This window comes from Psychrobacter sp. I-STPA6b (assembly GCF_020662265.1).
Classification (GTDB): Bacteria; Pseudomonadota; Gammaproteobacteria; order Pseudomonadales; family Moraxellaceae; genus Psychrobacter.
Map to the genome: position 1 here is coordinate 34,949 of NZ_VEWM01000132.1, position 26,037 is coordinate 60,985.

A 26,037-nucleotide genomic window follows, 5' to 3' on the forward strand; every position below is an offset into this window, starting at 1 on the left:
TCTGCTTATCAGTTTAGGGTTTGTTCCCATCAGGAAAGTATCTACAAGGGATACAGCTACTTTCCTATACAGATGAACATTCAACAAACCCTACTTTATCTATCATAGATATTTATGACAAAGGAATACGAATCTCAAACTTTGTAAACTGACCCAACTTACTATGCCCAGACATTTTGCCACCCAGCCTCTGAACTTGAGCTTTAATGACATCCATACCCATACCTTGTCCAGCATCTTCATTAGTACTGCTGGCAGTAGATACCCCAGCATAAAACATCAAGTTTAATGCTTCTTTTTTTGTCAAAGATTGTGCCTGTTGCTGTGTCAAAATACCATTAGCAACTGCTGACTTAATCATATTTTTAAGATTCAGCCCCTGTCCATCATCCATGCAACTCAATAACACAGTATGACTATCTGGCTCATGCTTCAACTCTAATGTCACTGTTCCTATTACTGGCTTACCCAACTGTTCACGTACCTGTGGTAGCTCTATACCATGCACCACACTATTACGCAGTAACTGGGTTGAGATATCTTGTATGGACAAAGCTAGCGAGTCAGATAAATATACATCGTCCCAGTTTGAACACACTAACTGTGCCTGCTTATGGTGTCTACTTGCGATATCTTGTACAAAACTAGCAAAATGTGCTGGCAGGCTTGACGATGATGTCTGTGCCTCATCCACCTCTACCTCTGACATGGGAACAACCTGCCTAATATTTTCTTGTCCATACAGCTCTTCATCGCTGGATGACATCTCATCACCACCATCCAGCTCCGTTTTACTGCCAAAGTCCTGTGTACTTACAGAGTTGTTCGTAGACGTTGACGATATCTGCTGTATCTTAGTATTAACAGTCCCTGTGTCTGTCCCTATACTAGTATGAGGTGTCGTCGTTTCCACAGACAAATTTAACTGCTTTGCCAAACGCTCCACAAATTGAGTCAGCTCAAATAATGAATCAATACTCACTGCCATACTCAAAAAGTCATTTCCCATCACATCTTCTTTGTGCATTAATGGCTTCACCTGCTCTTCAGTTTGATGAGCCAAATCCACAAATGTTGTTAACTTCAGCGCAGAAGCCTCTCCTTTTAAGCTATGTACTTGTCGGAATATTTCTTGTGCTTTTTTCTGCATCATCGTTGCTTTTGAACCAGACTTTTTCAAAATATCATTAATATTATTTAAGCGCTGATATGTTGTCATCATAAACTGGTTAAGTAACTTAGCATCTACAGACAGCAAATTAGATATCATCTGCATCTGACGAGAGTTTTGCGCCTGCTCTTTGCTTAACTGCTGCTCCAAATGGACAGCCTCAGACACATCACGAACACTAACCAATACCCTATCCACTTCCTCCTGCTTCATTACTCGCATAAAGTTAAAATCTAAATAACGAAACTGTGGCTGACCATCCTCATTTTTACTGGCAACCTTAATACGTTTGAGTGGATTTAAATCACCAATTAGCTCCTCAACCACCCATGGACTATACAGCTGTTCAACAAAATCCTGTGTATTTTCCAGATCCTCTGCACTGATATTATTTTTTAGCAACTGCGTCATCTTTCTACCCGCAATATCACGAGTCTGCATCAAGCTTTCTAAGCGATCTGAATACTGCCCAGCAATAACCAAATCTTTATCAACCAAAAATAACCCTTCATTGATTGTGGATAAAATATCTTGTGTCTGTTGACGCGATTCCTGTAACTTATTTTCTGAATGTAACAGCTTGCGCATAAAGTAAAATACAAACCATGCAAAATACAAGACAGCAATGACCATACCTCCAATCAATACATACTTTGCCAGCGCTACCCAGTATTGACTATTATCAAAACGGTCAACATAAATCATATCTATGGTTTCATAGATTGTATCTTTATTATCAAATGCAAACTGCGCTAACGATATACCACCATTTACTGTACTAGCATCACTACTTACTACTGGCATCAGCTTAACTTGATAGTCATTCCAAATTTCATGTAACTGCTCTAAAGCTTCAAGGCTGGTCTCTGAACTCACCGGAGCCACATCAATATAGCTACCATCACCATAATCATAGCGCCCACCAGTATCCAGCAATAACATCAATGTATTAATCTCTTGTTGCGCCTCTATAGTCTGCTCAATAATATCTTGACGCTCATCATCTGGCACAATGCTTAACTGCTGGATATCCAAAGCAAGATTGTAGAACTGATCACTCATCTCTCCTGCTGCATCAATAATACCGGAGTCACGCTCTACCTGATTTGACACAAAATAGTTGGTCAATAACACCACAGCTATCAACAGTAGAAATGCCAATAATGATAAAAAGAGTGACTTAAACCGAGATAATTTAGTAAATACTGACCACATAACAAAGCCCATGAGTTATTAATAAGATAATCTAATGCAACATAAAGAATATCTTATATAAAAAGGTAGTTTGATTACTTTATAAAAGAGCCATAAGTTATAGATGATGCAACTCAAATATCTACTCTGAAAACTTCCTAATTAACTAACGCTTATAAATGTAAAATGATTAATAATTTTCTTTGAGTAGACCTATAAAACTATTCTATAACTTCTATCCAATATCAATAATACAAATGTACTATTTTAATAATGATATTTTCTAGATGGCAGAATAACCATTATATACTACCATCTATCACCAACAATACAAATGAGAATAGTTAACAAATACAGAATAACAAGTATTCAAACACCTATTGACGAAAACTTAAAAATACCCATATACCCTATTATTTATAAGAAAAAATGACGATTTTCAACTAAATATAATATAGCCAAACCTTAAAAACTATAACTCCAACCAAAACAACAAAAACCCTGATAACTAAAGGGTTTTAAATAAAAGCAGACATATTAAAAAATATAATACAACTATAAAAACAAAAAACCCTGATAAAAAATAAAATAAATATATAAAAAAATGATTAGCAAAATAATAAATAATATCAATAAAAAAATTAAAAACCAAAATAAAAACAAAATACCAGTTATACAAAAAATAACTGCATAAAGTTAATATTTATTAAAAATATAACATATCCCAAAATTAACACCTTTCACCAAACAAATAAAACAATATTGTTATTTTTAAAATAGAATAACTCCACCCTAAAACAAAACACCCATATATTAAAATAGAAAATATTGGTGAAACTCTTGTTCCTCAAAAGGCTCAGCTTGATAGTATCTTATTGATAACTATCAATCATTAAAAATAATAATAAGAAAATATGACGTTTCAGTGAATATCCATATTAGATATTATTAACACCATTTGACTACTTATTAACCAAATCTACTCACACCACCTATTTTTATGTTTCACCCTATTAGTACAATATGAGATCTTAGAAACCAGAATTTGATATATAATGGTTAAATAATAGGCAACTTTGTCTTTATTAATAAAGTAAAGTGCGCACTCACAGCAATTGTTATACATAAGATAAAAACAATTGTTTTAATGTCCTCCCTATCAAACCCTAGCACTAAAGATATTGGTAAATTATTTTAATCTAAAAGTTAAATATTTATTCGTGTAGTAGCTAGCTAATATTGCCTGCTCCAATCAATAGAAGCTTGCTTATCAATTCATAATGAGTCATAGTACAATGCATATGCTATCGTCAAAGAGCTAACCTTTCTTTAAATCACACAAACGAGACTATCTAACGAAACCATGACCAGACGCTCTGCCCCTTTTGTTGCCCCCGACCATATTGACAGCCCAACCTCAAAAGAGGGAAAAAAACAGGCAAAGGCACTGCTATCCACCCTACAAGAAGATATTGCCAGCTTCCGAGATGAGCAGTTTCCGCCAGATATTTTGACTCAAATACGTGACATGCCCATTTATCAAGGCAATCATGATGAAGTGCAAGCCTACCATCAGCGTTGGCAACCACTTATTGATAGAGCCATTGGCTTTTATCCTGCCGCTTATCTGCCACCTGATTATCTGCCCTTGCCTGCCAGCTTGGAGATACCTCAGTTTGTATTTCATGTACAAAAGCTACATCTCACCAAAACGCGTGCCAAAGAGTCCAAAAGTTTTGGCTCAGTCGGTGCATTAGTTGATAAATGCGGTGAGTTTACAGAAGCTGAAATGATGGCAATGGAAAGCACTTTACAAAAAGATGAGACAGCCAGACTGGTGGCACATCGTGAGTTTATCGACCTACGTGCCTATGTGTTTTGTCGTGATAATAAAGGGGAGATGCTTGAGCCTGAGCGTATCCGCTTTTATCGCACAGGGCTGATTGTGCATGCCCTACCCAACTTTAAAGTGGTGGACAGTCGGCAAAAACCACGCAAGCGTCGCAATGATGCTTATCGCAATCCCATTGCAGATAATGGGGTTTGGAAAGTCTATAAGAAAAAATAAATTTGTTCTTCTTCATCAGCAGTATGCTGATAGCCATAAAAAAACTGGTGAATATGGTGTGATTATTACTATTCATTACTTTACCATTGCGCCATTTTTCACTATCCTTTTGCCTAATTCGCACCCTTTCACTAGGGTCTGTTGAGCATTCATCTTCATAGGAAAAATTGAGATACTAATTTTCACAAATAGTGTCTTAATCAAGACAACGAACGCTGATGGCTTATATCAAGGCAGAATATTAACAAGTTTATTAACGCACTACTTATTCACATCAGCAGGCAAATTTAGCCAGTTTTTACACGAAAGTAAAAAACAGCTATATTCCTTGTAGATATTAGCCTGATGGGGTGAAAGCTCAACAAACTCTAAGCTTTATTTTTTCACTTATCTTAATTAGGAAATATTATGTTCGCCGCCGCTGTCGGCTCGACAGGTCTTATGTTACAAGCGACTATCTTTTTAGGCGCTGCTTTATTATTAGTCCCCCTTGGTAAACGCTTGGGTGTTGCCACTGTCTTGGGTTATTTGATTACAGGACTCATACTCGGTCCTAGTGGACTCGATATTGCCGGTGATGCAGAGTCTTTACTGCATTTTTCCGAATTTGGGGTTGTGTTACTACTGTTTATTATTGGACTTGAGTTGCAACCTTCCCGTTTATGGGCATTAAGACGCTCTATCTTTGTACTAGGGGGCTTACAGGTTGGTGTCACAGGACTGGTGCTAATGGGCATCGCCTATCAGTTTTTTGGCATTAAGTTGGATACTGCATTTATTGTCGGCTTTGGCTTGGCATTATCATCGACTGCATTTGTATTACAGATATTAACTGAAAAACAGCAACTTGCCAGCACGCATGGGCGCGAAGCCTTTACAATTTTATTATTCCAAGATATTGCCGTTATTCCTCTACTTGCTGTTATTCCCTTTTTATCGGGCGTGCGTGACCAGACTTATGACATTATCTACTTTGCCAAGGTCGCTGCTGTCTTTATTGGATTAATTATCGCTAGCCGCTATATTGTACGACCATTTTTTAAATTTGTCGCATCAAGTGGTGCATCTGAACTGCTGACCGCAGTGGCATTATTTATTGTTATGGGTGTGTCATTACTGATGGGTCAGATTGGACTATCAATGGCATTGGGGGCATTTTTAACAGGGGTGCTACTTGCTGACTCAGAGTACCGCCATGAGCTTGAGGCAAGTATTGAGCCATTTAAAGGCTTGCTGTTAGGGCTGTTTTTTATGTCTGTTGGTATGCTCACCGACCTCAAGCTAATTGCTAGTGAGCCATTACTGATTATCGGTGGTGCAGCAGCACTGATGCTTATCAAATTTTGTATTCTATCCATCATTGGCAAACTCTCTGGCAATCGTCTACCGACCAGTATTCGCTTAGGGGTAACACTGGCTCAAGGCGGTGAGTTCGCATTCGTTCTATTTAGCTCTGCCAGCGCCCAAAACCTAATGCGTCCCGAGCTTGCTAATACGCTCACATTGATTGTCACCATCTCAATGGCAATGACACCATTGGCATTTTTCTTATTAGATAAGATAGGCGAACCTATCTTTGCCAAGCGTACACCCAAACGAGAATATGACACCATTCCCGACCATGAACATCCTGTCATCATTGCAGGATTTGGACGGGTTGGGCAGATTATCGGACGGGTCTTGCGCATGCACAATATTGAGTTTACCGCTATTGAGAAATCTGCTCACCGTGTTGATTTTGTGCGCAAATTTGGTAATCAGGTGTATTATGGCGACCCCAAAAACCCTGAAATATTAAGAGCAGCAGGCATAAATAACGCCCGCCTCTTTATCCTTGCTGTTGATGATATTGACCGCTCAATTACCACCGCAGAATATTTGCATCAACATTACCCTGATTTGACCATCTTGGCACGCGCACAAGACCGTCAGCATTATTATCGTCTTCGAGAAGTTGGCGTACGTCATATCTGGCGTGAGACTTACCTGTCTTCTTTGGATATGTCTCGTGAAGCATTACAGGTACTTGGTATCAGTCCAGAAAAAGCCCGTGATACCGTCAAGATGTTCCGTGAATATGATGATGAGCTGATAGAAAAACAACAAGCCATTTTTGATGATGAAGCACAACTGATTGAGTCTGTACAGTCGGCTATCCTTGAGTTAGAAAGTCTGTTTGATGAAGACCACACAGTCGCCAAAAAGATTGACCTTGAAGAAATTGAAACAGCCGTTGGCTTAAGCAAACCTACTGACGTTTCAAAATAACTCATCAACATAGCTCATTATCAAAGTAGCTCATTATAAAATAATGAGAAAAATCAATTTTCTACACAGCGTTTAGGAATTTGTTTTTTATTTAAAGATGACACACAGCCCCATCTTGCCGTTGTCTGTGTGTCTGTCGGCTCAATACGATACATAATGAGGGTCTGACCATTTAAATAACGGTTAGGAAATGAGATGTTTTGTACCGTTGCTACCACCATACAAGAAGATGCTGGCACACCATCTGCCTGTGTTTGCACATTTAAACGGACTTTTTGCTCTGCTGTTGTCAATGGTAAATCTACAGGACAATGTCCTGTTTGTTGGTAAATCAGCTCAACTCGATTTTTTGCCCCTTGTGTCATATTGTATGCTTCATACAAAATAGCTTGCGCTTTTGGCTTTGCATATAAAGGTAAAAACTGTACTTGAATAATAAATAGTGCAAATGCAAACAAAGCAAATGCCAAAGCCAAGCCAAACTGACTTACCCCACCCTCTCTTTGTAAATGGGCTTTTTGTGCTTCTTCTTGACGAGGATACATCTCAATGGCATCAGCAATCTCTCGACGAGCCATACGATAATAATAAGCATCTGTCCAACGTGCGACCATCACCGACCAAAACAACCAAACCGCAAGAGCAATCACAATCCGTGTTGGCATCTGGTATAGCTCAGGTACAAATGGCATCGCCAAAAACTCAAACGCCACTAAGATAATGGTGATATTTAGCTGGATAAAAGACCAACCAGCAACACTATATACAATCGAATCTAAATAACGCTTACGATATAATAGCCAGCCAAACGTCATAAAAAAAGCAGCCCAGTGCCATTTGGGAGACAAATATCCCTGCTTATCGAACTGCTCAAAACGTTTGAGGTAATAAGCCTGTGAGCGATTACCAATAAACCACTTATCCAACTGGGTACGCTGTGCGGGTGTCAGTTGTGACTGATAAAATGGCGGTGGCGATGTTGTTTCAATAAATAGCATGATACTCTCTGCTCTAGTGGCAACTAGCCACAATAATAAGAACACGCACTATCAAAATCATGGCTAAAGCAAACTAAACTCTATTGCACTTCATTCTGTAATGCCCTGTCTTTTAGTAGGATTATCGTTATAATACGCCATATTTTATTTTTTATCAGTACAGCAAGTGAATGAAGCGACTTGCTATCTTTTTAAATAGGTTATTTACTTATTCTTTTTTTAATTGTATATGAACACCACCATGAATCAAACCAACACCAAACATCCCACAGAAACAACAGATACCATGACTGAAAATACGACCAAGACACCACCTCAACATCCTCGCTTTATTAATACCTTTATGAAGCGACGCACACATATGAATAAGCAGGCTGAACTCGCCCTTTCTGACCCCAAATTTCAGCGCTATTTAGTCAATGACAGTGATGCAAATATTGAAGGTATTCAAGATTTACGCGCATTATTTGCAGATACAGAGCAAACACCCAATGGGATAGATGCCCCGCTTACCTTAGAAATTGGCTTTGGAATGGGTAGCTCACTGATTGAAATGGCGATTGCCGAGCCTACTCGTAACTTTGTCGGTATCGAAGTACATGAGCCAGGTATTGGTAAATGTGCTTATATGGCTGATGAGCATCAACTTAAAAATATCAAAATCATCAATGGAGATGCCATTAAATTACTGGCACAACTGCCTGAAAATCATATAGACCGTATTCAACTATACTTCCCTGACCCATGGCAAAAAAAGCGCCATCACAAGCGCCGTTTTGTTAGCCCTGAGCGTATGCAAATCGTCACTCGTAGTCTAAAAAAGGGAGGCTGGTTTCATACCGCTACAGACTGGGAACATTATGCCTTTTGGATGTTAGAAGTCCTAGATGACTTCGATGGCTTGAGTAACACTGCCGGCCAAGGAAACTTCACCCCACGCCCAGACTTCCGCCCCATGACCAAGTTTGAAAAACGCGGAATTGATAGAGGTCATGGTGTCTGGGACTTAATCTATCGCAAAGACTAGCTCTCTATGCTCCGCTGAGCGCGTTTCTGCTCTCGGCGTTGATAGCGTAAACCAGATGCTTTGTACCATAGTGGTTTGGTATGTTGCAAAGCATCACTTAAAGTCTGCAATTGTACCTGTAGCGTTTGTGTCAGCCAAAAATATCCCTGCCACTCAAAAGCAAGGTGATGAATACTAGGGTACTCAGAAACTTGAATACGAGTAATGGGGCGAAAGACCTCATCACTCGGGCTTTGTAGGACAGCAGCAATATGACGCATCGCTTGATTTAGCTCTTTTTGATAATGAATAAGCAACTGCTGATTATCACTATCTAAAGCAGTAGTTGCTAATCGTGGAGTAGCCGATAACAATAAGTCTATCGTTCCAATAATATTGCGATGAGTATGCTGAATATGCTCAAGCTCATCTTCACTAATACCCGTCTCTTTTGCTGTTGCAGCAATATGAGACCTCACCTGTAATAATCTCTTATTAATTTGACGCAGTGCTTGTATCAGTGTCGCATTGACTGGCGTTGATAATGGTGAGTCTAGTGGACGCTGACGACTATCTGCTGGGATATCATGTGGTAATAATGTCTCAGGAATATAGCTAGACAGCTTATCCACCCTATCTTCGACTTCTTCTTGCTGCTCAATGTGGTGATGAATACCAGAATAAATATCACTACATGCCATTAAGTTTTGTGCCAATAAAAACCGCCACATCAGCGTTGACTTTAATGGCAAAATAATAGTCGCTAAAACGGCTATCACTGTACCAATAAGCACATTAAGCGCACGAATCATCCCATCTGAGCCAGCATTTTCTGGTAAAGAAATAATCATACACATCGTAATACCAGTCAATAGCCCAATATAGCCCAAGTTTTTGACAGCCATATAGCCAATAGCAGCACTAACCAAACCCACCAATAAATAATATAAAATGGGTAGCTGACTTAATCCATGATGGTAGCACCACAATAAAACACCACCAATAATAATACCACAAACTGTTCCTAATACTCGCTCATAAGCCTTGGTATAAATAGCGCCCTGATACTGTAGCAATCCCAAAATAATAAAAACTGTAATCGCTGTCCACTCACCATGTGGCAAATGAGTCACTTGGTTAAATAACAATGCCACAATAATAGAACAGCCTAAACGCAAACTATGTAGGATAGTGCTGTGTTGATAGCGAGAATATGGCTCAACCCATGGCGCACGTAAACGTTGCCAAAGTGGCATCGCTATCTTGGATAAAGAACGTTTCACAACCATTCTCACATTTATTTTAGACAAAAAGAGAACCAGCCTACTATTAGCAGTCAGTCATCAAGATAATATTCCCTGAAACTGTTGCAAATAATATGGCTGGCTATATATGTATTATATCTTTATCAATCACAATAACCACTTAAAGTTAAACGATTCAAGTGATTATCATGACAAGTTACCTTGCTATTTTATCAGACTGTGTGCCTATTTATACCTCTAAATAATCCAAAATACCTTCAGCAGCTTGACGACCTTCCCAAATGGCAGTCACAACCAAATCTGAACCACGTACCATATCACCACCGGCAAAGATTTTTGGATTACTGGTCTGGAATTTATAGGTTTGTTGCTCAGGTGCAATAACTCTACCCGAATCATCCATCTCTACTTCATAATCAGCAAACCAGTCAGCAGGACTAGGACGGAATCCAAAAGCAATAATTACCGCATCACAGGCTAGTATTTCTTCCGAATTTGGAATTGGCTCAGGACGACGACGACCACGGTTGTCAGGTTTACCCAATTGTGTTGTTACCACACGCACACCGTTCACTTTACCATTGAGTCCAATGATTTCAGTTGGCTGACGATTAAATAAAAACTCAACACCTTCTTCTCTTGCATTTTTTACTTCACGACGAGAACCGGGCATGTTACTTTCATCACGGCGATAAGCACAAATAACCCGTTCAGCACCCTGACGAATACTGGTACGGTTACAGTCCATAGCCGTATCACCACCACCAAGTACCACTACTTTTTTACCTTTTAGGTCAATATATTCTTCTGCATTTTCTTCCCAATTATTACAACGGTTGACGTTTGCTATCAGAAAGTCGAGTGCATCATATACCCCATCTAGCTCTTCACCAGCATATCCACCACGCATATAAGTATATGTTCCCATACCCATAAAGACTGCATCATAGTCTGCTAATAAAGACTCCATACTGACATCAGTGCCAATCTCTGTATTGAGACGGAACTCAACACCCATGCCTTCAAAAATCTCACGACGATTGCGCATGACATCTTTTTCCATCTTAAATTCAGGAATACCAAAGGTCAGCAAACCACCGATTTCTGGGCGTTTATCAAATACTACTGGCTTAACACCATTGCGCACTAAGATATCCGCACAGCCCAAGCCAGCAGGTCCAGCACCAATCACTGCAACTTTTTTATCCGTCCAAATCACATCACTCATATCTGGACGCCAGCCTAAAGCAAAAGCAGTATCATTGATATATTTTTCAACATTACCAATTGTGACTGCACCAAACCCATCATTTAACGTACATGCACCCTCACACAATCTATCTTGAGGACAAACGCGTCCACATACTTCTGGAAGGGTATTGGTACGATGACACAGCTCAGCAGCTTGGAATATCTGCCCTTCTGTTGCTAGTTTTAACCAGTTGGGAATATAGTTATGGACTGGACATTTCCATTCACAATAAGGATTACCACATTCTAAACAGCGATGTGCCTGCTGAGCAGCTTGTTGGTTATCGAACGGTTGATAAATTTCCACAAACTCAGTAGCACGAGTCACAATATCTTTTTTCTCGGGCTCACTGCGCGCCACGTCTAAAAACTGAAAGTTGTTGTGTAACCGTTTCATTCTGCTAAATTCTCCTAAAGTGGGTGAGGAGGTGTTGAATCAATGACAAATATCACCAATCATTATCTTGCCTAAATACTAGGCAATGCTTTGCCATTGTTACATCTACTCCACCTGCCGCAAGGGGGTTTTGTCTCTGTGTTGACTATGCTGTTGCTATCATGACAGCCTAATTATCTAAAAATACTTAAACATCTTGGCTGTCAATGATAGATTTTTGACTGATACCTCATTCAATAACTGCGCTATATGCACAATATTTATTGTGGGTCTGCGGTCGTACTTTTTAATAACGACGCCATATTAGCGGCTTTTGGCTTAACCAAATAGACTTTACGCACGTAATGCTCAAAGTCTGCCAAAATCTGTCTTGCCCATGCACTACCTGTTTTTTCAACATGAGTTTCTATAATTTGTTGCAGATAAATACGATGCTCTTCTGTCTGCTCACTGGAAATACGGTGCAAATCAATTAGCTCATGGTTACAACGGTCAAAGAAATCGCCTTCCGTATCTAGTACAAAGGCAAAACCGCCTGTCATACCTGCACCAAAGTTTAAGCCAGTGCGTCCCAAGACAGTGACTACACCACCTGTCATATATTCACAGCAGTGATCACCGGTACCTTCTACCACAGCATGTGCACCTGAGTTACGAACAGCAAAACGCTCACCTGCTGTACCCGCCGCATAGAGGCGACCACCTGTTGCACCATACAGACAGGTATTACCAATAATGGCTGTGTCTTGCGTCGCAAATGATGAGCCAAGTGGTGGATAAATAACAATTTCACCACCTGCCATGCCTTTACCCACATAGTCATTGGCATCACCTTCTAGCTCAATATTTAGACCACCAGCATTCCACACACCCAAGCTCTGACCAGCCGTACCAGTTAAGTGTAGTTTGATTGGCTTATCACTCATACCAACATTGCCCCAAACTTGAGCAATTTCACCAGAAATACGAGCACCGATAGAGCGGTCACAGTTACCAATACGATAGCTAAACTCACCACCATTACCTTGGCGAATATCTGCAAGCATATCTTCAACCATTCTCTCAGCTAACAGACCTTTATCAAACGGCTCATTACGCTCCACTTGGCAAGTCTGAGGACGCCCTTGAGCAGCAGGATGACTATATAATAAAGGCGATAAGTCTAACTGTTTTTGTTTCTCAGTATGCCCTTCGATAATTTCTAGCAAGTCAGTACGCCCAACCAGCTCTTCCATGGTACGTACGCCTAATACAGCTAACCACTCTCGAGTTTCTGTTGCAACAAACTTAAAGAAGTTAATCAGCATCTCTGCTTCACCGATGAAATGCTCATCGCGTAAACGTGCTTGCTGTGTGGCAACACCTGTTGGACAGTTATTTAAATGACAAATACGTAAGTACTTACAACCAACAGCAATCATTGGCGTCGTACCAAAACCAAAACTTTCTGCCCCTAAAATAGCTGCCTTGACCACATCAAGACCTGTTTTTAAACCACCATCTGTTTGTACTCGCACTTTGTCACGTAGACCATTAACACGTAGCGACTGGTGCGCCTCTGCTAACCCCAATTCCCATGGTGAACCTGCATAGTGAATAGAAGATAATGGTGATGCTGCTGTACCACCGTCATAACCTGAGATAGTAATCAAATCTGCATAGGCTTTAGCAACACCCGTCGCAATCGTGCCCACACCGGGGCGAGATACCAGTTTGACTGATACCAAAGCATCAGGATTCACCTGTTTTAAGTCAAAAATCAACTGCGCTAAATCTTCAATAGAGTAGATATCATGGTGTGGTGGTGGAGAAATTAAGGTTACACCCGGTACAGAATAACGCAAACGCGCGATTAAAGAGTTCACTTTACCACCAGGTAACTGTCCACCTTCACCAGGTTTTGCACCCTGTGCAACCTTAATCTGCATCACTTGCGCTGAGCGTAGATAGGCAGGTGTGACACCAAATCGACCTGAAGCAACTTGCTTAATTTTTGAGTTACGCATCGTGCCATAACGTACTGGGTCTTCACCACCCTCACCTGAGTTTGAACGACCACCAATAGTATTCATTGCCAAGGCGATTGCCTCATGTGCTTCAGGTGATAAAGCGCCTAAAGACATACCTGCCGAGTCAAAGCGAGGTAAGATTTTATCAATACCTTCCACTTCCTCAATATCAATACTATTATCCGTTTTTATCTGTAATAAATCTCGCAATGTCGCAATGGGGCGCGAATTGACCAAATTGGCATATTCTTGATAGTTTTCATACTCACCAGTTCGTACTGCACTGTGTAATGTACGGATAACATCAGGGTTAAAGGCATGATATTCTTTATTAAAGACAAATTTCAGCAGACCACCTTGGTCTAGAGGGGTACGACGACTAAAGGCATTTTTTGCCAACAACGCTTGATCCTGAGCAATATCAACAAACCTTGCGCCTTTAATTCGGCTTTGCACACCCTTAAAGCAAAGATTAACCACTTCTTCAGACAGACCAATGGCTTCAAATAACTGCGCACCACGATAAGAAGCAATGGTAGAAATACCCATTTTTGAAAGTATTTTTAACAATCCTTTATCAAGTCCCTTACGGAAATTTGCTCTAGACTGTAACGGGTCACCTAGTAACTCACCAGTACTCACCAAGTCTGTAATCACATCATAAGCTAAATAAGGATAAACACAGGTTGCACCAAAGCCAATTAACACAGCCACTTGATGCGAGTCACGAGCCAAACCTGTCTCAATGATTAAGTTAGCATCGGTACGGATACCCTTTTCAATCAGGTAATGATGCACCGCCCCTGTTACCATAATTGCATTGGCTGGTACTTTACCTTTTTCAACGGCTTTATCTGATAGAATAATCAGCGTTTTACCCGCTTCAATCGCTTCTTCTACCTGATGACAAATTTGATAAATTGCCTCATCCAGCGTCAAGCTTTGTTCATAGTTTAAGTCAATACGCTGGGACTGGAATGCAGGGTCATCCATAGACTCAAGCTGACTCATTTTACTGGCAGACAGCACTGGAGATGCCAAGACAATACGGTGTGCATCACGAGCAGATGGCTTAAAGATATTTGTCTCTGCACCCAAACAGGTTTGCAAAGACATCACGATAGATTCACGCAGTGGGTCAATTGGTGGATTGGTTACCTGAGCAAACTGCTGACGGAAAAAGTCTGCCATATGGCGCACTTGTTTTGACAGTACTGCCATTGGAGTATCATCACCCATAGAGCCTACTGGCTCTTGACCATTCTCAGCATTTGGGCGAATCAGCTCTGTACGCTCTTCATTGGTAATGTTAAACATTTTTTGCAATGTTTTTAACTGCTCACCACGATAGGCTTGCTCTTCTAACTGCTCTTCTAAACGTTCATCATCACGAATACGAGTCGCCTCTTCCCGAAGCCACTTGCGATAAGGATTACTCTTCTTCAAGCGATTACCAATCACACTTGAGTCCATCATCTCACCATTATAGGTATCAATGACTAGCATCTGCCCTGGTCCTACACGACCTTTTGCAATCACATCGGCAGGGTCATAATCCCATGTACCAATCTCAGAAGCGACAGTAATATAGCCATTTTTTGTTGTTACCCATCGTGAAGGACGCAAACCATTACGATCCAGCATACAAACTGCATAACGTCCATCTTGAATTACCAACCCTGCTGGACCATCCCATGCTTCCATATGTTGCGAATAAAACTCATAAAAAGCTCGCAAATCCATATCCATACTATCGACATTCTGCCAAGCAGGTGGCACTAAAATCGACATGGCATGAAATAAGCTCATACCACCAGACAGCAACACTTCTAGCATATTATCCAAACTAGAAGAATCTGAACCTGTACGATTTACTAAAGGATGTAATTCATTTAACTCTGGTAGCTTTTCTGACTTTAGCTTAGGCGTACGTGCCACTGACCAGTTACGATTACCTGTAATCGTATTTAACTCACCATTGTGTGCCAAATAGCGAAACGGTTGAGCCAATGGCCAGCGAGGTAATGTATTGGTTGAAAAGCGCTGATGGAATACAACAATATGTGATGCCAAACGACTGTCTTGTAAATCTAAGAAAAATGCAGGTAAGTCGGCTGGCATAACCAAGCCTTTATAAATAACGGTTTGACAGTTTAATGATGTCACATAAAATAGCTCATCATCAGCCAAAGCGATTTCAGCTTTTCTACGTGCTACAAATAGCTTGCGGTTAAAATCTTCAGCCACCAAATCATCTGGCGCATTAACAAATACATGAGTAAAATGAGGCAGTGTCTCTTGAGCAATCTCACCAACGATATCCAAATCCACTGGCACATCACGCCAGCCTGCCACACTTAATCCTTGTGCTTCTAGCTGCTCAGTGAGTACTTCTTGGCTACGCTTTGCTAAAGATTCATCCAAATTAACAAATACCATACCCACAGCAAAGTTTTTTGCTAAATTAAAATCTAATTCCTTTGCAATATCTTGGAAAAAATCAGCAGGTTTTGCCAATAATAAACCACAACCATCCCCTGTTTTTCCATCTGCTGCAACACCACCACGGTGCGTCATACAACTTAAACTATGAATTGCCGTCTGTACCAAATCATGGCTTGGTGTGCCTTCAATATGAGCAATCAATCCAAAACCACAATTATCTGAAAAATCTTCTGGGGTCGCCAAATGGCTGTGTTGCGAAATCATTGACATGGCTTGTCCTTACAAATGGGGCTACAGGGGCTAGCATCTAAATACAGATGCCTGTTTATTGCTGTGAGAACGGGCTATTTATCTTTGCGGAAACTATAGTACAACATTAGAGTTTATAACATCAGGTTGTTTGTCTATTGATGAAATCTCATCTGGGAAGCAAGGGCATACCTAAGACATAGATGTTATGGATGCATCTTAAATCACACATGGATAAGCAGAAATAAATCATAACTTTCAGCGAACTCACATGTCATTTAAGCTGTTATTTTTAGCGATAAGATACACCTCTAAAATTAGAGCTTACTGATGCACTATCAAAAAACATTATTTAAACATTGTTTAGATTGTCTTCACGCAAGTTACGGCATGACTATTATCACTATTAAATTATTACCATAATAAGACGACAGTCATTCATACTACCAGTGCCAAACTTAAACTTCTGTTAAATAGGCAATCTTATAAGTAGAGTAACTTTCAAGATACTCATCGTCTATCAGCATCAATAAAGAAAATACTTATCATCACACTACAAAACACTGGCAACCTCACATATTAGACAATGAGTTAGGTAAAATCCAGTCTTATTTTTTGTGTATAGATGAACTATCCGTCACATATTGGTCAATTATCGCAATATCTGTGACACAATATTAACGAAATTAGTTTGATTTCTCTTCAATCAATGCACGGATACTATCACCACTATTGCCACTGTTAGCACTTGATGCAGGTGCAGAAGTTGGTTTATTTTCAGCAACAGACTCATTAGCTTTGCTTGTGCCACCGCCTTCTTGTTTTGGTTTTACCTTAGCATTATTAGATGGAGGGTTTGACTCAGCACGACTATTTTGACTCGGCTCTGTAGCCGCTGGCACCTCATTCACTGGCGTTTTTCTACGAGCCTCATTGACAGCCAATGTATCCTTATCATCGACTGAACCTTTAATCGTCTGTTTTGGTGGAGGGGTATTTACATGACTATTTTCTGTCGCTGATGACTCCTGAGAATTTTGCTCTGGTGTTGCATCAATGACAGTCTCACTAGGACTGACTTGTGGACGAGCTGGTACTTCATGACGTGTTGGCTGTAGCTTCACCTGTCGAACACGTTCAATATTGACACTTCGCATTGGCTCAGACAGCTCATAGTTTTCAATCACAGTATTATAGCGGTCTATTTCTTCTGGTATCACACGCACATTTTCTGGCAAATCAAAATCTATCAACTTAGAAGCACCCATTGCCATCTGAGCAGATGGAAATACATCATAAAGTAAGATATAACGTGGCTGGTCATTTTCATCTAAGTATCGAAAGAAGGAAAACTTACTGCGATCATCACGACTATTTAGATAGTCTGTCACAATATCATACTCAGAAACATCCATAACTTGGACTGTCCACTTTCCTGAGTTTTTCTTCAAGAACTGCTTATCTTTAAATTCATCAGGATAATGACGCATATCTCGTACTAATGCATCAAACGTAATTGGCTCAACTTCCTTACTCAACTCATTTAACTCAGAAATCTCAAGAGGCGCATCAAACTTGGCAGTTGCCATGGTGTTATGAATGGCTGACTGACTATTACTTGGTGACTGTGAGGCAAATGAAGCTTCTGCCATCCAGAGTAATAAAGTAACTGCCCCCATGACTAAAGCCATCATTAACCATAGCAACACCTGCACACGACGGTACCGACTGCGTTTTTGTCTTTCTTTTGTCATTGATGTAAGAGAGGTTTGATTTGATGCCATAGAAAAAGCAGCCTATGAAATTTAAAATAAATATAAAAGATAGAAGCAATAAATGAAAATAGAGATCAACCACAGCACCATTTACTTATGCTACATCGTGGCATAACTGTACCCCTTTCATCATAGCATAAATCAACAAACGTCCTACTGAGTAGAATCCAATACTTCATCAAGTAAAGCTTCATCAAAGTCTGCTGTTACCACAGCACTACCTAGTGATTTTAACAAAATTAAACGTAATTGTCCTGACTTCACCTTCTTATCATGACTCATTAGCGTTTTTGCCTGTGCCACTGTAATTTTTGGTGGCTCAATAGGTAAATTAGCTGCTTGCAATATATTTCGTACTCTTAAAACATCTTGTTGAGACAACCAACCCATTTTATAAGATAATTGCGTTGCTTGTAGCATACCTACTGCCACAGCCTCACCATGCAACCATTTACCATAACCCTCATGTGTCTCAATCACATGACCAAAAGTATGCCCAAAATTTAATAAAGCACGCTTTCCAGACTCACGTTCATCTTCTGCCACAATCTTGGCTTTATATTGACAACAGCGAGCAACTGCCTCTTTCATTACTTGCATATCTAAACGCATTAATGCAGACATATTATCCTCAAGCCATGATAAAAATGACACATCCATGATTAACGCATACTTAATCACTTCAGCCATACCTGCTGACAACTCTCGCTTTGGTAAAGTTTTCAATGTATGCATATCTGCCAACACCATACGTGGTTGCCAAAATGCACCTATCATATTCTTACCTTGTGGATGATTAATGCCTGTTTTTCCACCAACGCTAGAATCCACTTGAGACAACAAGGTCGTTGGAATTTGAATAAAATTAACCCCACGCATAAAAGTTGCAGCAGCAAATCCTGTCATATCACCTATCACACCCCCACCCAGTGCAATTAGGGTAACATCACGATTAAAGTGCCGTGCCATTAACACATCATAAATCTGATTAATATATTGCTGAGTTTTATACACTTCACCATCTGGTAACACACAAACTTCTACAAAAAACCTCTCCGCCAATCCTGTCTGTAAAGCCTGAAGATACAAAGGCTCGACTGTCTCGTTCGTAACAATCAATACCTGTTTTCCTTGAATGAATGGCATAACCCACTCAGCCATATCACACGCAGATTCAAAGAAAATTGGATACTGATGACTGGGAGTATCCACAATCAGCTTATCAGACATATCCGTATAAACTCCTTATAAAAAATCAAACGACAAACACATAAGTTTAAAAAGTATGACACGCATAAATACACTAAAAGCTAAAATATGTACCTAATAGTCTAGAATGCACCATATAACACAATAAATACCAACCACATGCTCACATGTCATTACATCCTTATAAAGAGCCTGCTCAACCTTATCTATCATCATTTGATACATTCAGATAGTAGTATAACAATATTACTTCATAGACCCCTTATACCTAAGAAAGCTCTATATATTCAGATAAGGATATAACCTACTTAACTCAGCCATGATCTGTGTTAACATCTGACGTGGATACGCATGTCCAGTGACAATCGTAATATCTGCAATCTCTTGGTATAATGGATCACGAATATCAAACAAATCACTTAATACTTTTTTGGGATTAGGTTGTTGCAATAACGGTCTTGATTTATCCTTCATGGTGCGTTGCATCTGTGTTTCTACATTAGCTCTCAGATAAATAACAACTCCCCTGTCACGTAACCACTGGCGGTTACAATCCCGCATAACCACACCACCACCAGTCGCCAAAACGACTCCTTCTCGTTGCGTTAACACATCAATAGCTCGACTTTCACGCTCACGAAAACCATCTTCCCCTTCTCTAGCAAAAATCCAAGGAATATCAGCACCTGTCTGAGCTTCTATAAATAAATCACTATCAACAAACTCACGACCCAGTTGTTTTGCTAATAAACGTCCGATTGTCGTCTTACCTGCCCCCATTGGACCTATAATAAAAATAGAAGGCATCTCATCTTGCATAATTTTATCTCTAATTAAATACCTCATAATACAACGAGATGTCCTTAAAGACTAGAAAGTTTCTATAGATGTTTGATAGATTACTAAAAATAGGATGATAAAAAATAAAATATCACTTTCGAACCAACCAAACATAAAAAAGCAATCTATATATAGATTGCTTTTTTATTATATATTCAAGGCTACAAGGACAATATACGCTACTATCTTAATGATGCCAGTCAAATCAATATGACCAACATCTTAAAGAACCAATATTGTCACTAATTAATACGACTTACACCATCATTAATCAGTTTTGGAGTAATAAAGATTAATAACTCCTGTTTATCATTACGTCTAATGTCGCTCTTAAATAAACGACCAACATAAGGTAAATCACCTAAGAATGGAACTTTTTCCACGCCATTAGAAACTTGATTTTTAAACACACCACCTAAAACGATGGTTTGTCCATCTTCAACAATAACATTAGTACTGATAGAGTCTTCAGAAATAGCAATTGTTCCATTATAAGTTGTTGGTGTACCGTTTTTAACTACTAGCTCTAAACCAATCTTACCATCTGGTGTGATATTTGGAGTTGCCTCTAAACTTAATGCAGCCTCTCTAAAGCTTGTTGTTGTTGCCCCACTGGCAGATGCTTCTTGGTATGGAATTTGTGTTCCTGACGATACCTTAGCAGTCTGTTTATCCGCAGTTAAAACTTTTGGTGTGGAAATTACTTCACCGCGGTTATCCGCTTGCATAGCAGACAGCTCTAAATCCAACATCAAATCTGACATACTTAACAAACCAAAAGCAATACGTCCTGCTGGGTTTGCCACGCCTAAATCAACATTAAGATTATCTGGACGACTGATATCATAGCTTGGATAAGAGACCTGTTGTCCATTAATTGTTGTTGTTTGAACATCAAACTTCTTCAGATCCCATAATGTTTGGTTACTACCACCTACCAATAAGTTGCGGTTATTAGCGGCACCATTAGACAAGATACCCCAACGTACACCCAGCTCTTTACTGAAAGTGTCATTTGCACTGACAATACGCGCTTCAATCATTACCTGACGTACAGGAATATCAATTTGGGTAATTAATTCACGAATATTTTCAATACTGTCAGCTGTATCCTGAACAATCAGTGTATTCGTACGCTCATCTACTGTTACTGTCCCTCTGTCAGATAGCAATGAGCCTGTATCTTGGATACCATTTACTGTTGCATTAGAGCCTCGACCTTGAGAAATTAGATTACGAACATCCGATGCTTTCGCATAACTCAGGCGAATATACTCAGTACGTAGTGGTAAGAAAGTATCAACTTTTTGTTGTGCTTCCAACTCTGCCGCTTCTTGCTCAGCCAGCTCTGTTGCTGGTGCAATCAAGATAACATTACCGTTCTCACGCATCCCCAAACTTTTACTTTTTAGGATGATATCTAGAGCCTGATCCCAAGGAACATTATACAAACGCAAAGTCATATTACCAGAAACACTATCACTAGCCACAATATTCATTTGCGTTGCATCTGCAAGTAAATCTAAAACATAGCGAATTGGCAAATCTTGAATTTCAAAAGAAATTGGCTCACCTGTATATACTTTTTCTTCTAAAGTTGGTGGACGCAAAAGCTCAGGCTGCTCAATACTAATATTCAACTGATTGCCAGTTTGATAGGCCTGATACTCAAAGTCTTGAGACATATTAATGGTAACAACACCATTTTGTCCTTGATTTTTTGTATCAATGGAGGATACCAAACCACCATTAACATTAAGTCGGCGCACCAAGTTTCTAGGTACAGTTGCACCCGTCATACGAATAACAAGTTTACTTCCCTGACGCTGAAGATCGATAGGAACACTTTCATTAGCTAGGACAATATTAACATTCCCACCACCTTGTCCATTACCATTATAATCTAATGAAGATAATCCATCATAATTATACTGACGTGATACTGTTGAAGCAGCCGCAGGATTCAATAAAGGGTTAACTTTAACTACCATTGTTTGCTCTGGTACATTCTTTTCTACCTGTACCACTTCATCCACAGTCGTCTGCTGTACCACTACTGGTGCTGCTGAATTTTCAATAACTACTGGTGTATCAATAGCAACTGCCGGTATAACAGGTGACTCAATAGCAACTGGTGTTGTTAAAGGCATAATATTTAATAGTAGAGAATTACCATCAATTTGTGTGGCATATGTATTAGCATCACTTGAAGGGGCATCCAGTCCAATAATTAAACGAGTTGTACTCTCACCATTTAAAGAGGTAACTTCTTTAACTGCACCCTGACCAATAGTAGTCTGTCGACTTGGCAACTCATTTTCAACTTCTGCAAAATCAAGTACTAAGCGAGATGGATTATCAAGCTGATAAGCTTGGGGAAGGCTAGGCTTACCTTCGAAGTCTACTTTTAACTGAGTTAGTGCTGGTGAAGCTTCAGTTACTCCAATAGAAGTAATTGCATCACCTGCATTTGCTGACATGCTTGCCATCATAATACTTGCTGAAATAGCAGATAAGACAAAGGTCGATGGGGAAGCGTGCTTTGTAAACATTAGAGCCTTATTATTGCTGCGAATTGTCATTATTCTTAATCCTCAAAAAAATGCAAATAATCTACGGAGAAGATACCAAGGAGGCGGGTCTTTCAATAAATCTACCACGGTTATCAGGCACAATCTCTATAAGATTGATTTGAGTCGAGGTAATCTCCACAATACGACCATCATTAACACCCATATAGTCTCCTACTTTTACACTTTGAACCAGACCATCGGGTAACTGTACAAGACCATACTGCACACCATCTGGTGCCAGTACCATCCCATGATAAACTAACTGTGATAACTCATATTCTTCTAAGGGTTGTTTTTCACGAGTTGTATCCGGTGTAACACCCTCATCATTTTCTATCTGAGCCTGTAGATTCATTAAGCTTTGAGGTAAAAATGGACTACGCACATTTGTACCATTATAAACATAGTCTTCTACGATCTCAGGTTGCGGTGGAGGCTCAATTGGTTGAGCAGGTGAGTTACGTATCTCAGCCATACTATTTTCTGCTAATTGAACCCGATCTGCACAACCAGCCAAGAAACTAGTTACTACAAGACCACATAGCAACCGATAAAATGAGGAGTTCAATTGGTAAGATTTCATCAATTATTCTCCTTGATTTTCAGAGGTTGTATCGGTCTGTGAGTCATCTGCGATCTCTTTAGAGCGATAAGTCTTAGTATTTAGAACTAAGTTTAATTGTGGAATATCATCTAATGTGGGCTGTGTATTATTCACTTCAAAATCATGCATAGTAATAATACGTGGTAATGCGGCCAAGCCACTAATAAATGCACCAAACTGATCATAATCACCAAGTGCCGCAATACGAATGGGCTGCTCGATAAAGAACTCTTGCTCCACTTCATCTTGTACAGAGATATCTTGGAAGCGGATATTACTACCAACTCCTGTCATGTTAATACCTTCTAAAAGCTCTGGTACTCGAGTATCTTTTGGTAGTTGATTAACCAACTCATTAAACTCTACTTCCATTTGTGCAACTTGTGCTTTATATTCTTCCAAATGGCGAGCTTTAGATTCTTTTTCACGATAAGCCTGAAGTAATGTCTCTTGCTCTGCATCTGCTGCTTTAATTTCATCTATTTTATTACTAATGGGCAAGGCATAAGCTAAAGCAGCCACAAAGCCTATTAAGACAATAAACACAGTCACTTTGACCACTGTTGGCCAAGAGCCATAATTATTAGTATCTAAAGACTGAAAGCTTCGCTGAAACTCTTGAAAATCAAAAGATTTCTTTGCGACTTTTGTTTTATTGGCTTTTTTTATTGATTTTTTATTTGTTAACTTAACCATTACTCTCCTCCTGCGCTAGTCTGATTGTCAGGAGCATTATCCGAATCTGTATTTTCTGGTGAGCTGGCTACTACTTGTGTTGTCACAACAAATTGAATATAGCTATCTTCAGGATAAACTGGACGCGGTGCCTGATTATCAGTAGGAATGACTGCTTTTGGCTGATATGCTTGAATATCATCTTGAATATATTTTAATTTGGAATTAGTCATCCACTGGCTTGCATTTAAATTACGCACCAAGTTTGATACCACATTGGGGTTATCTGCCCGACCTGTGAAAGTAATCAGATCATCTTGGCGCTTTAAGTTATTCAAATACATAGCAGAAGGTACTGCTTTTGCAATATCACTCCAAAGTCGTACAGGAACAGAGCGACGACCTTGTAAGTCTTGAATCACTTTCATTCTTGATACAATGGCTTCTCGTCGTGCTTCTAGATCTTCAATTTCTTTTAAATCAGCATCTAAACTAGCATTTTCTTGTCGTACTAACTCATTTGCTTGTTGCTGACTTTTAAGTGTGTTATCAAAATAAGACCAAACAGCAAATGCTGCTAATAAAGAAAATAAAATTACTGCAACTACTTGGGTAATAAACTCTTTATTTTTACGTTCTCGTTCTTCTTCACGCCACGGTAATAAATTAATACGTGCCATTAGTCAAAACTCCTTAATGCCAGACCACATGCTGCCATTAAGCTTGGCGCATCTGCCGCCAATTGTCTGGCATCAATTTGAGGGGCAATCGTCATATTAGTAAACGGATTTGCTATAGATACAGGAGTCCCTAACTTTTGCTCAATGATGGTTGCTAGGTCTGGGATAGCGGCAGTGCCTCCACATAGCATGATGTGATCTACATTGGTGTGTTGACTAGAAGAAAAGTAGAACTGTAATGAACGAGTGATTTGTTGTATGAGACTTTCTACAAATGGCATTAACACTTCACCACGATAGTCTTCTGGTAATGTTTGTTCTCTTTTATTAATATAAGCTTCTTCATCATTTAAGCCATAACGAGACTGGATTGCCTCAGTTAGCTGAATACCGCCAAAGAGTTGCTCACGACTATAGACAAACTCTCCATCTTTAGCTATATATAAAGTTGTTTGGGTATGACCAATATCTACTAAAGCCACAACTTCTGGTTGATGTGGTACACTATCAACAATCAGTTGAAATGCTCTTTCAATGGCATAAGACTCAATATCCATCACTTTAGTAGCAAAACCACCAAAGGCTAATGCATCGACTCGCTGTTCAACATTTTCTGAACGAGAAGCTGCCAATAGTACCTGTACCATATCATCACTTAATGGTGATGGTCCAAGTACTTCAAAATCCATATTAACTTCTGCTAATGGATAAGGAATATACTGCTCTGCATCTAAACGAATCTGAGCTTCACGCTCTGTATCATTTAGTCTGGCTTCCATATCAATTATTTTAGTAATCACAGCAGAGCCAGAAACTGCTGTTGCTGCATTTTTACTGGTGAATTTATGTCGACGTGATAACCGAGAAATTGTCTCACCAATTGATTCTGTGTCTACAATCGATTTTTCAACCACTTGTCCGGGGGGTAATCGCTCCATACCATATGCGGTTAAATGAAAAACACCTTGCTGTCGTTGCACCTCAACCATTTTTACAGATGTTGAGCTGACATCCACACCAATTAGTTGGCGAGCTTTGGGGGTAAATAGCCTCACAAACTAGTTTCCTTATTTAAAAAGTAGTAATCATTAGTTAATAGTTCTTTTATATATTGATACAATACGTTACTTATGCGATAGACTCAAGTGTTATAAGTAAGTTTTCTGACAATTATACAATTATTTCGACCAGTTAACAGAGTTCAGGTTATAATATCTACCTTATATACCTTTAAACCCTATATTTATTGCTCATAATATATTTTAATACTACCACGAAACAAACCTTACTAATCTTGTACGATTTTTATTTTGATTTCAACACTAGTATAGCATCTACTGACTTATTTTTTACACCCAAT

General features: G+C 39.4%; 16 protein-coding genes. 3 read left to right on the forward strand and 13 right to left on the reverse strand.

Going from position 1 to position 26,037, the window contains the following annotated elements:
• Nucleotides 1-112 precede the first annotated feature (112 nt).
• The gene (locus tag FHK88_RS13890; protein WP_227431316.1) at nucleotides 113-2,386 is read right to left on the reverse strand and encodes an Hpt domain-containing protein; all 2,274 of its coding nucleotides are present in this window, start codon (nucleotides 2,384-2,386) and stop codon (nucleotides 113-115) included.
• Nucleotides 2,387-3,728: 1,342 nt separating this feature from the next.
• Here FHK88_RS13890 and FHK88_RS13895 point away from each other — a divergent pair.
• The gene (locus tag FHK88_RS13895; RefSeq protein ID WP_227431317.1) at nucleotides 3,729-4,433 is read left to right on the forward strand and encodes a hypothetical protein; all 705 of its coding nucleotides are present in this window, start codon (nucleotides 3,729-3,731) and stop codon (nucleotides 4,431-4,433) included.
• Nucleotides 4,434-4,841: 408 nt separating this feature from the next.
• Nucleotides 4,842-6,701, forward strand: coding sequence for a monovalent cation:proton antiporter-2 (CPA2) family protein (locus tag FHK88_RS13900; protein ID WP_227431318.1), 1,860 nt, complete (start codon nucleotides 4,842-4,844; stop codon nucleotides 6,699-6,701).
• Nucleotides 6,702-6,754: 53 nt separating this feature from the next.
• Here the strand turns inward: FHK88_RS13900 and FHK88_RS13905 are convergent, their stop codons facing one another.
• Nucleotides 6,755-7,699, reverse strand: a complete 945-nt coding sequence (locus tag FHK88_RS13905) for a pilin (protein WP_227431343.1) — start codon at nucleotides 7,697-7,699, stop codon at nucleotides 6,755-6,757.
• 286 nt (nucleotides 7,700-7,985) lie between these two features.
• Here FHK88_RS13905 and trmB point away from each other — a divergent pair, with 286 nt between their 5' ends.
• On the forward strand, nucleotides 7,986-8,726 hold the full coding sequence (gene trmB / locus FHK88_RS13910; protein WP_264480702.1) for a tRNA (guanosine(46)-N7)-methyltransferase TrmB: 741 nt from the start codon (nucleotides 7,986-7,988) through the stop codon (nucleotides 8,724-8,726).
• Here the strand turns inward: trmB and FHK88_RS13915 are convergent.
• The 11 genes from FHK88_RS13915 to FHK88_RS13965 all read right to left on the reverse strand — a co-directional run bounded on the left by FHK88_RS13915 (nucleotide 8,723) and on the right by FHK88_RS13965 (nucleotide 25,732).
• Entirely contained in the window at nucleotides 8,723-9,988 is a 1,266-nt protein-coding gene (locus tag FHK88_RS13915; protein WP_319800171.1) for an FUSC family protein, read from the reverse strand. The genes trmB and FHK88_RS13915 overlap by 4 nt on opposite strands.
• Before the next feature lie 211 nt (nucleotides 9,989-10,199).
• Nucleotides 10,200-11,618: an FAD-dependent oxidoreductase gene (locus FHK88_RS13920; protein WP_227431319.1), complete on the reverse strand. Its 1,419-nt coding sequence runs from the start codon at nucleotides 11,616-11,618 to the stop codon at nucleotides 10,200-10,202.
• 260 nt (nucleotides 11,619-11,878) lie between these two features.
• A complete protein-coding gene (gene gltB, locus FHK88_RS13925; RefSeq protein ID WP_227431320.1) occupies nucleotides 11,879-16,342 on the reverse strand; it encodes a glutamate synthase large subunit in 4,464 nt (1,487 codons plus the stop codon).
• Between the two features lie 665 nt (nucleotides 16,343-17,007).
• Nucleotides 17,008-18,105, reverse strand: coding sequence for a hypothetical protein (locus FHK88_RS13930; protein ID WP_227431321.1), 1,098 nt, complete (start codon nucleotides 18,103-18,105; stop codon nucleotides 17,008-17,010).
• Between the two features lie 144 nt (nucleotides 18,106-18,249).
• Complete coding sequence (gene aroB, locus FHK88_RS13935) at nucleotides 18,250-19,326, reverse strand: 3-dehydroquinate synthase (RefSeq protein ID WP_227431322.1); 1,077 nt, start codon at nucleotides 19,324-19,326, stop codon at nucleotides 18,250-18,252.
• Nucleotides 19,327-19,584: 258 nt separating this feature from the next.
• Entirely contained in the window at nucleotides 19,585-20,124 is a 540-nt protein-coding gene (gene aroK / locus FHK88_RS13940; protein ID WP_227431323.1) for a shikimate kinase AroK, read from the reverse strand.
• 263 nt (nucleotides 20,125-20,387) lie between these two features.
• Nucleotides 20,388-22,727, reverse strand: coding sequence for a type IV pilus secretin PilQ (gene pilQ / locus FHK88_RS13945; RefSeq protein WP_227431324.1), 2,340 nt, complete (start codon nucleotides 22,725-22,727; stop codon nucleotides 20,388-20,390).
• Nucleotides 22,728-22,758: 31 nt separating this feature from the next.
• Entirely contained in the window at nucleotides 22,759-23,301 is a 543-nt protein-coding gene (locus FHK88_RS13950; protein WP_227431325.1) for a pilus assembly protein PilP, read from the reverse strand.
• Between the two features lie 3 nt (nucleotides 23,302-23,304).
• A complete protein-coding gene (locus FHK88_RS13955) occupies nucleotides 23,305-24,018 on the reverse strand; it encodes a type 4a pilus biogenesis protein PilO (protein WP_227431326.1) in 714 nt (237 codons plus the stop codon).
• The gene (locus FHK88_RS13960) at nucleotides 24,018-24,677 is read right to left on the reverse strand and encodes a PilN domain-containing protein (protein WP_227431327.1); all 660 of its coding nucleotides are present in this window, start codon (nucleotides 24,675-24,677) and stop codon (nucleotides 24,018-24,020) included. The genes FHK88_RS13955 and FHK88_RS13960 overlap by 1 nt, the downstream gene beginning before the upstream one ends.
• Nucleotides 24,677-25,732 (reverse strand): pilus assembly protein PilM, encoded by a 1,056-nt coding sequence (locus FHK88_RS13965; protein ID WP_227431328.1) that lies wholly within the window; start codon nucleotides 25,730-25,732, stop codon nucleotides 24,677-24,679. The genes FHK88_RS13960 and FHK88_RS13965 overlap by 1 nt, the downstream gene beginning before the upstream one ends.
• Nucleotides 25,733-26,037 lie beyond the last annotated feature (305 nt).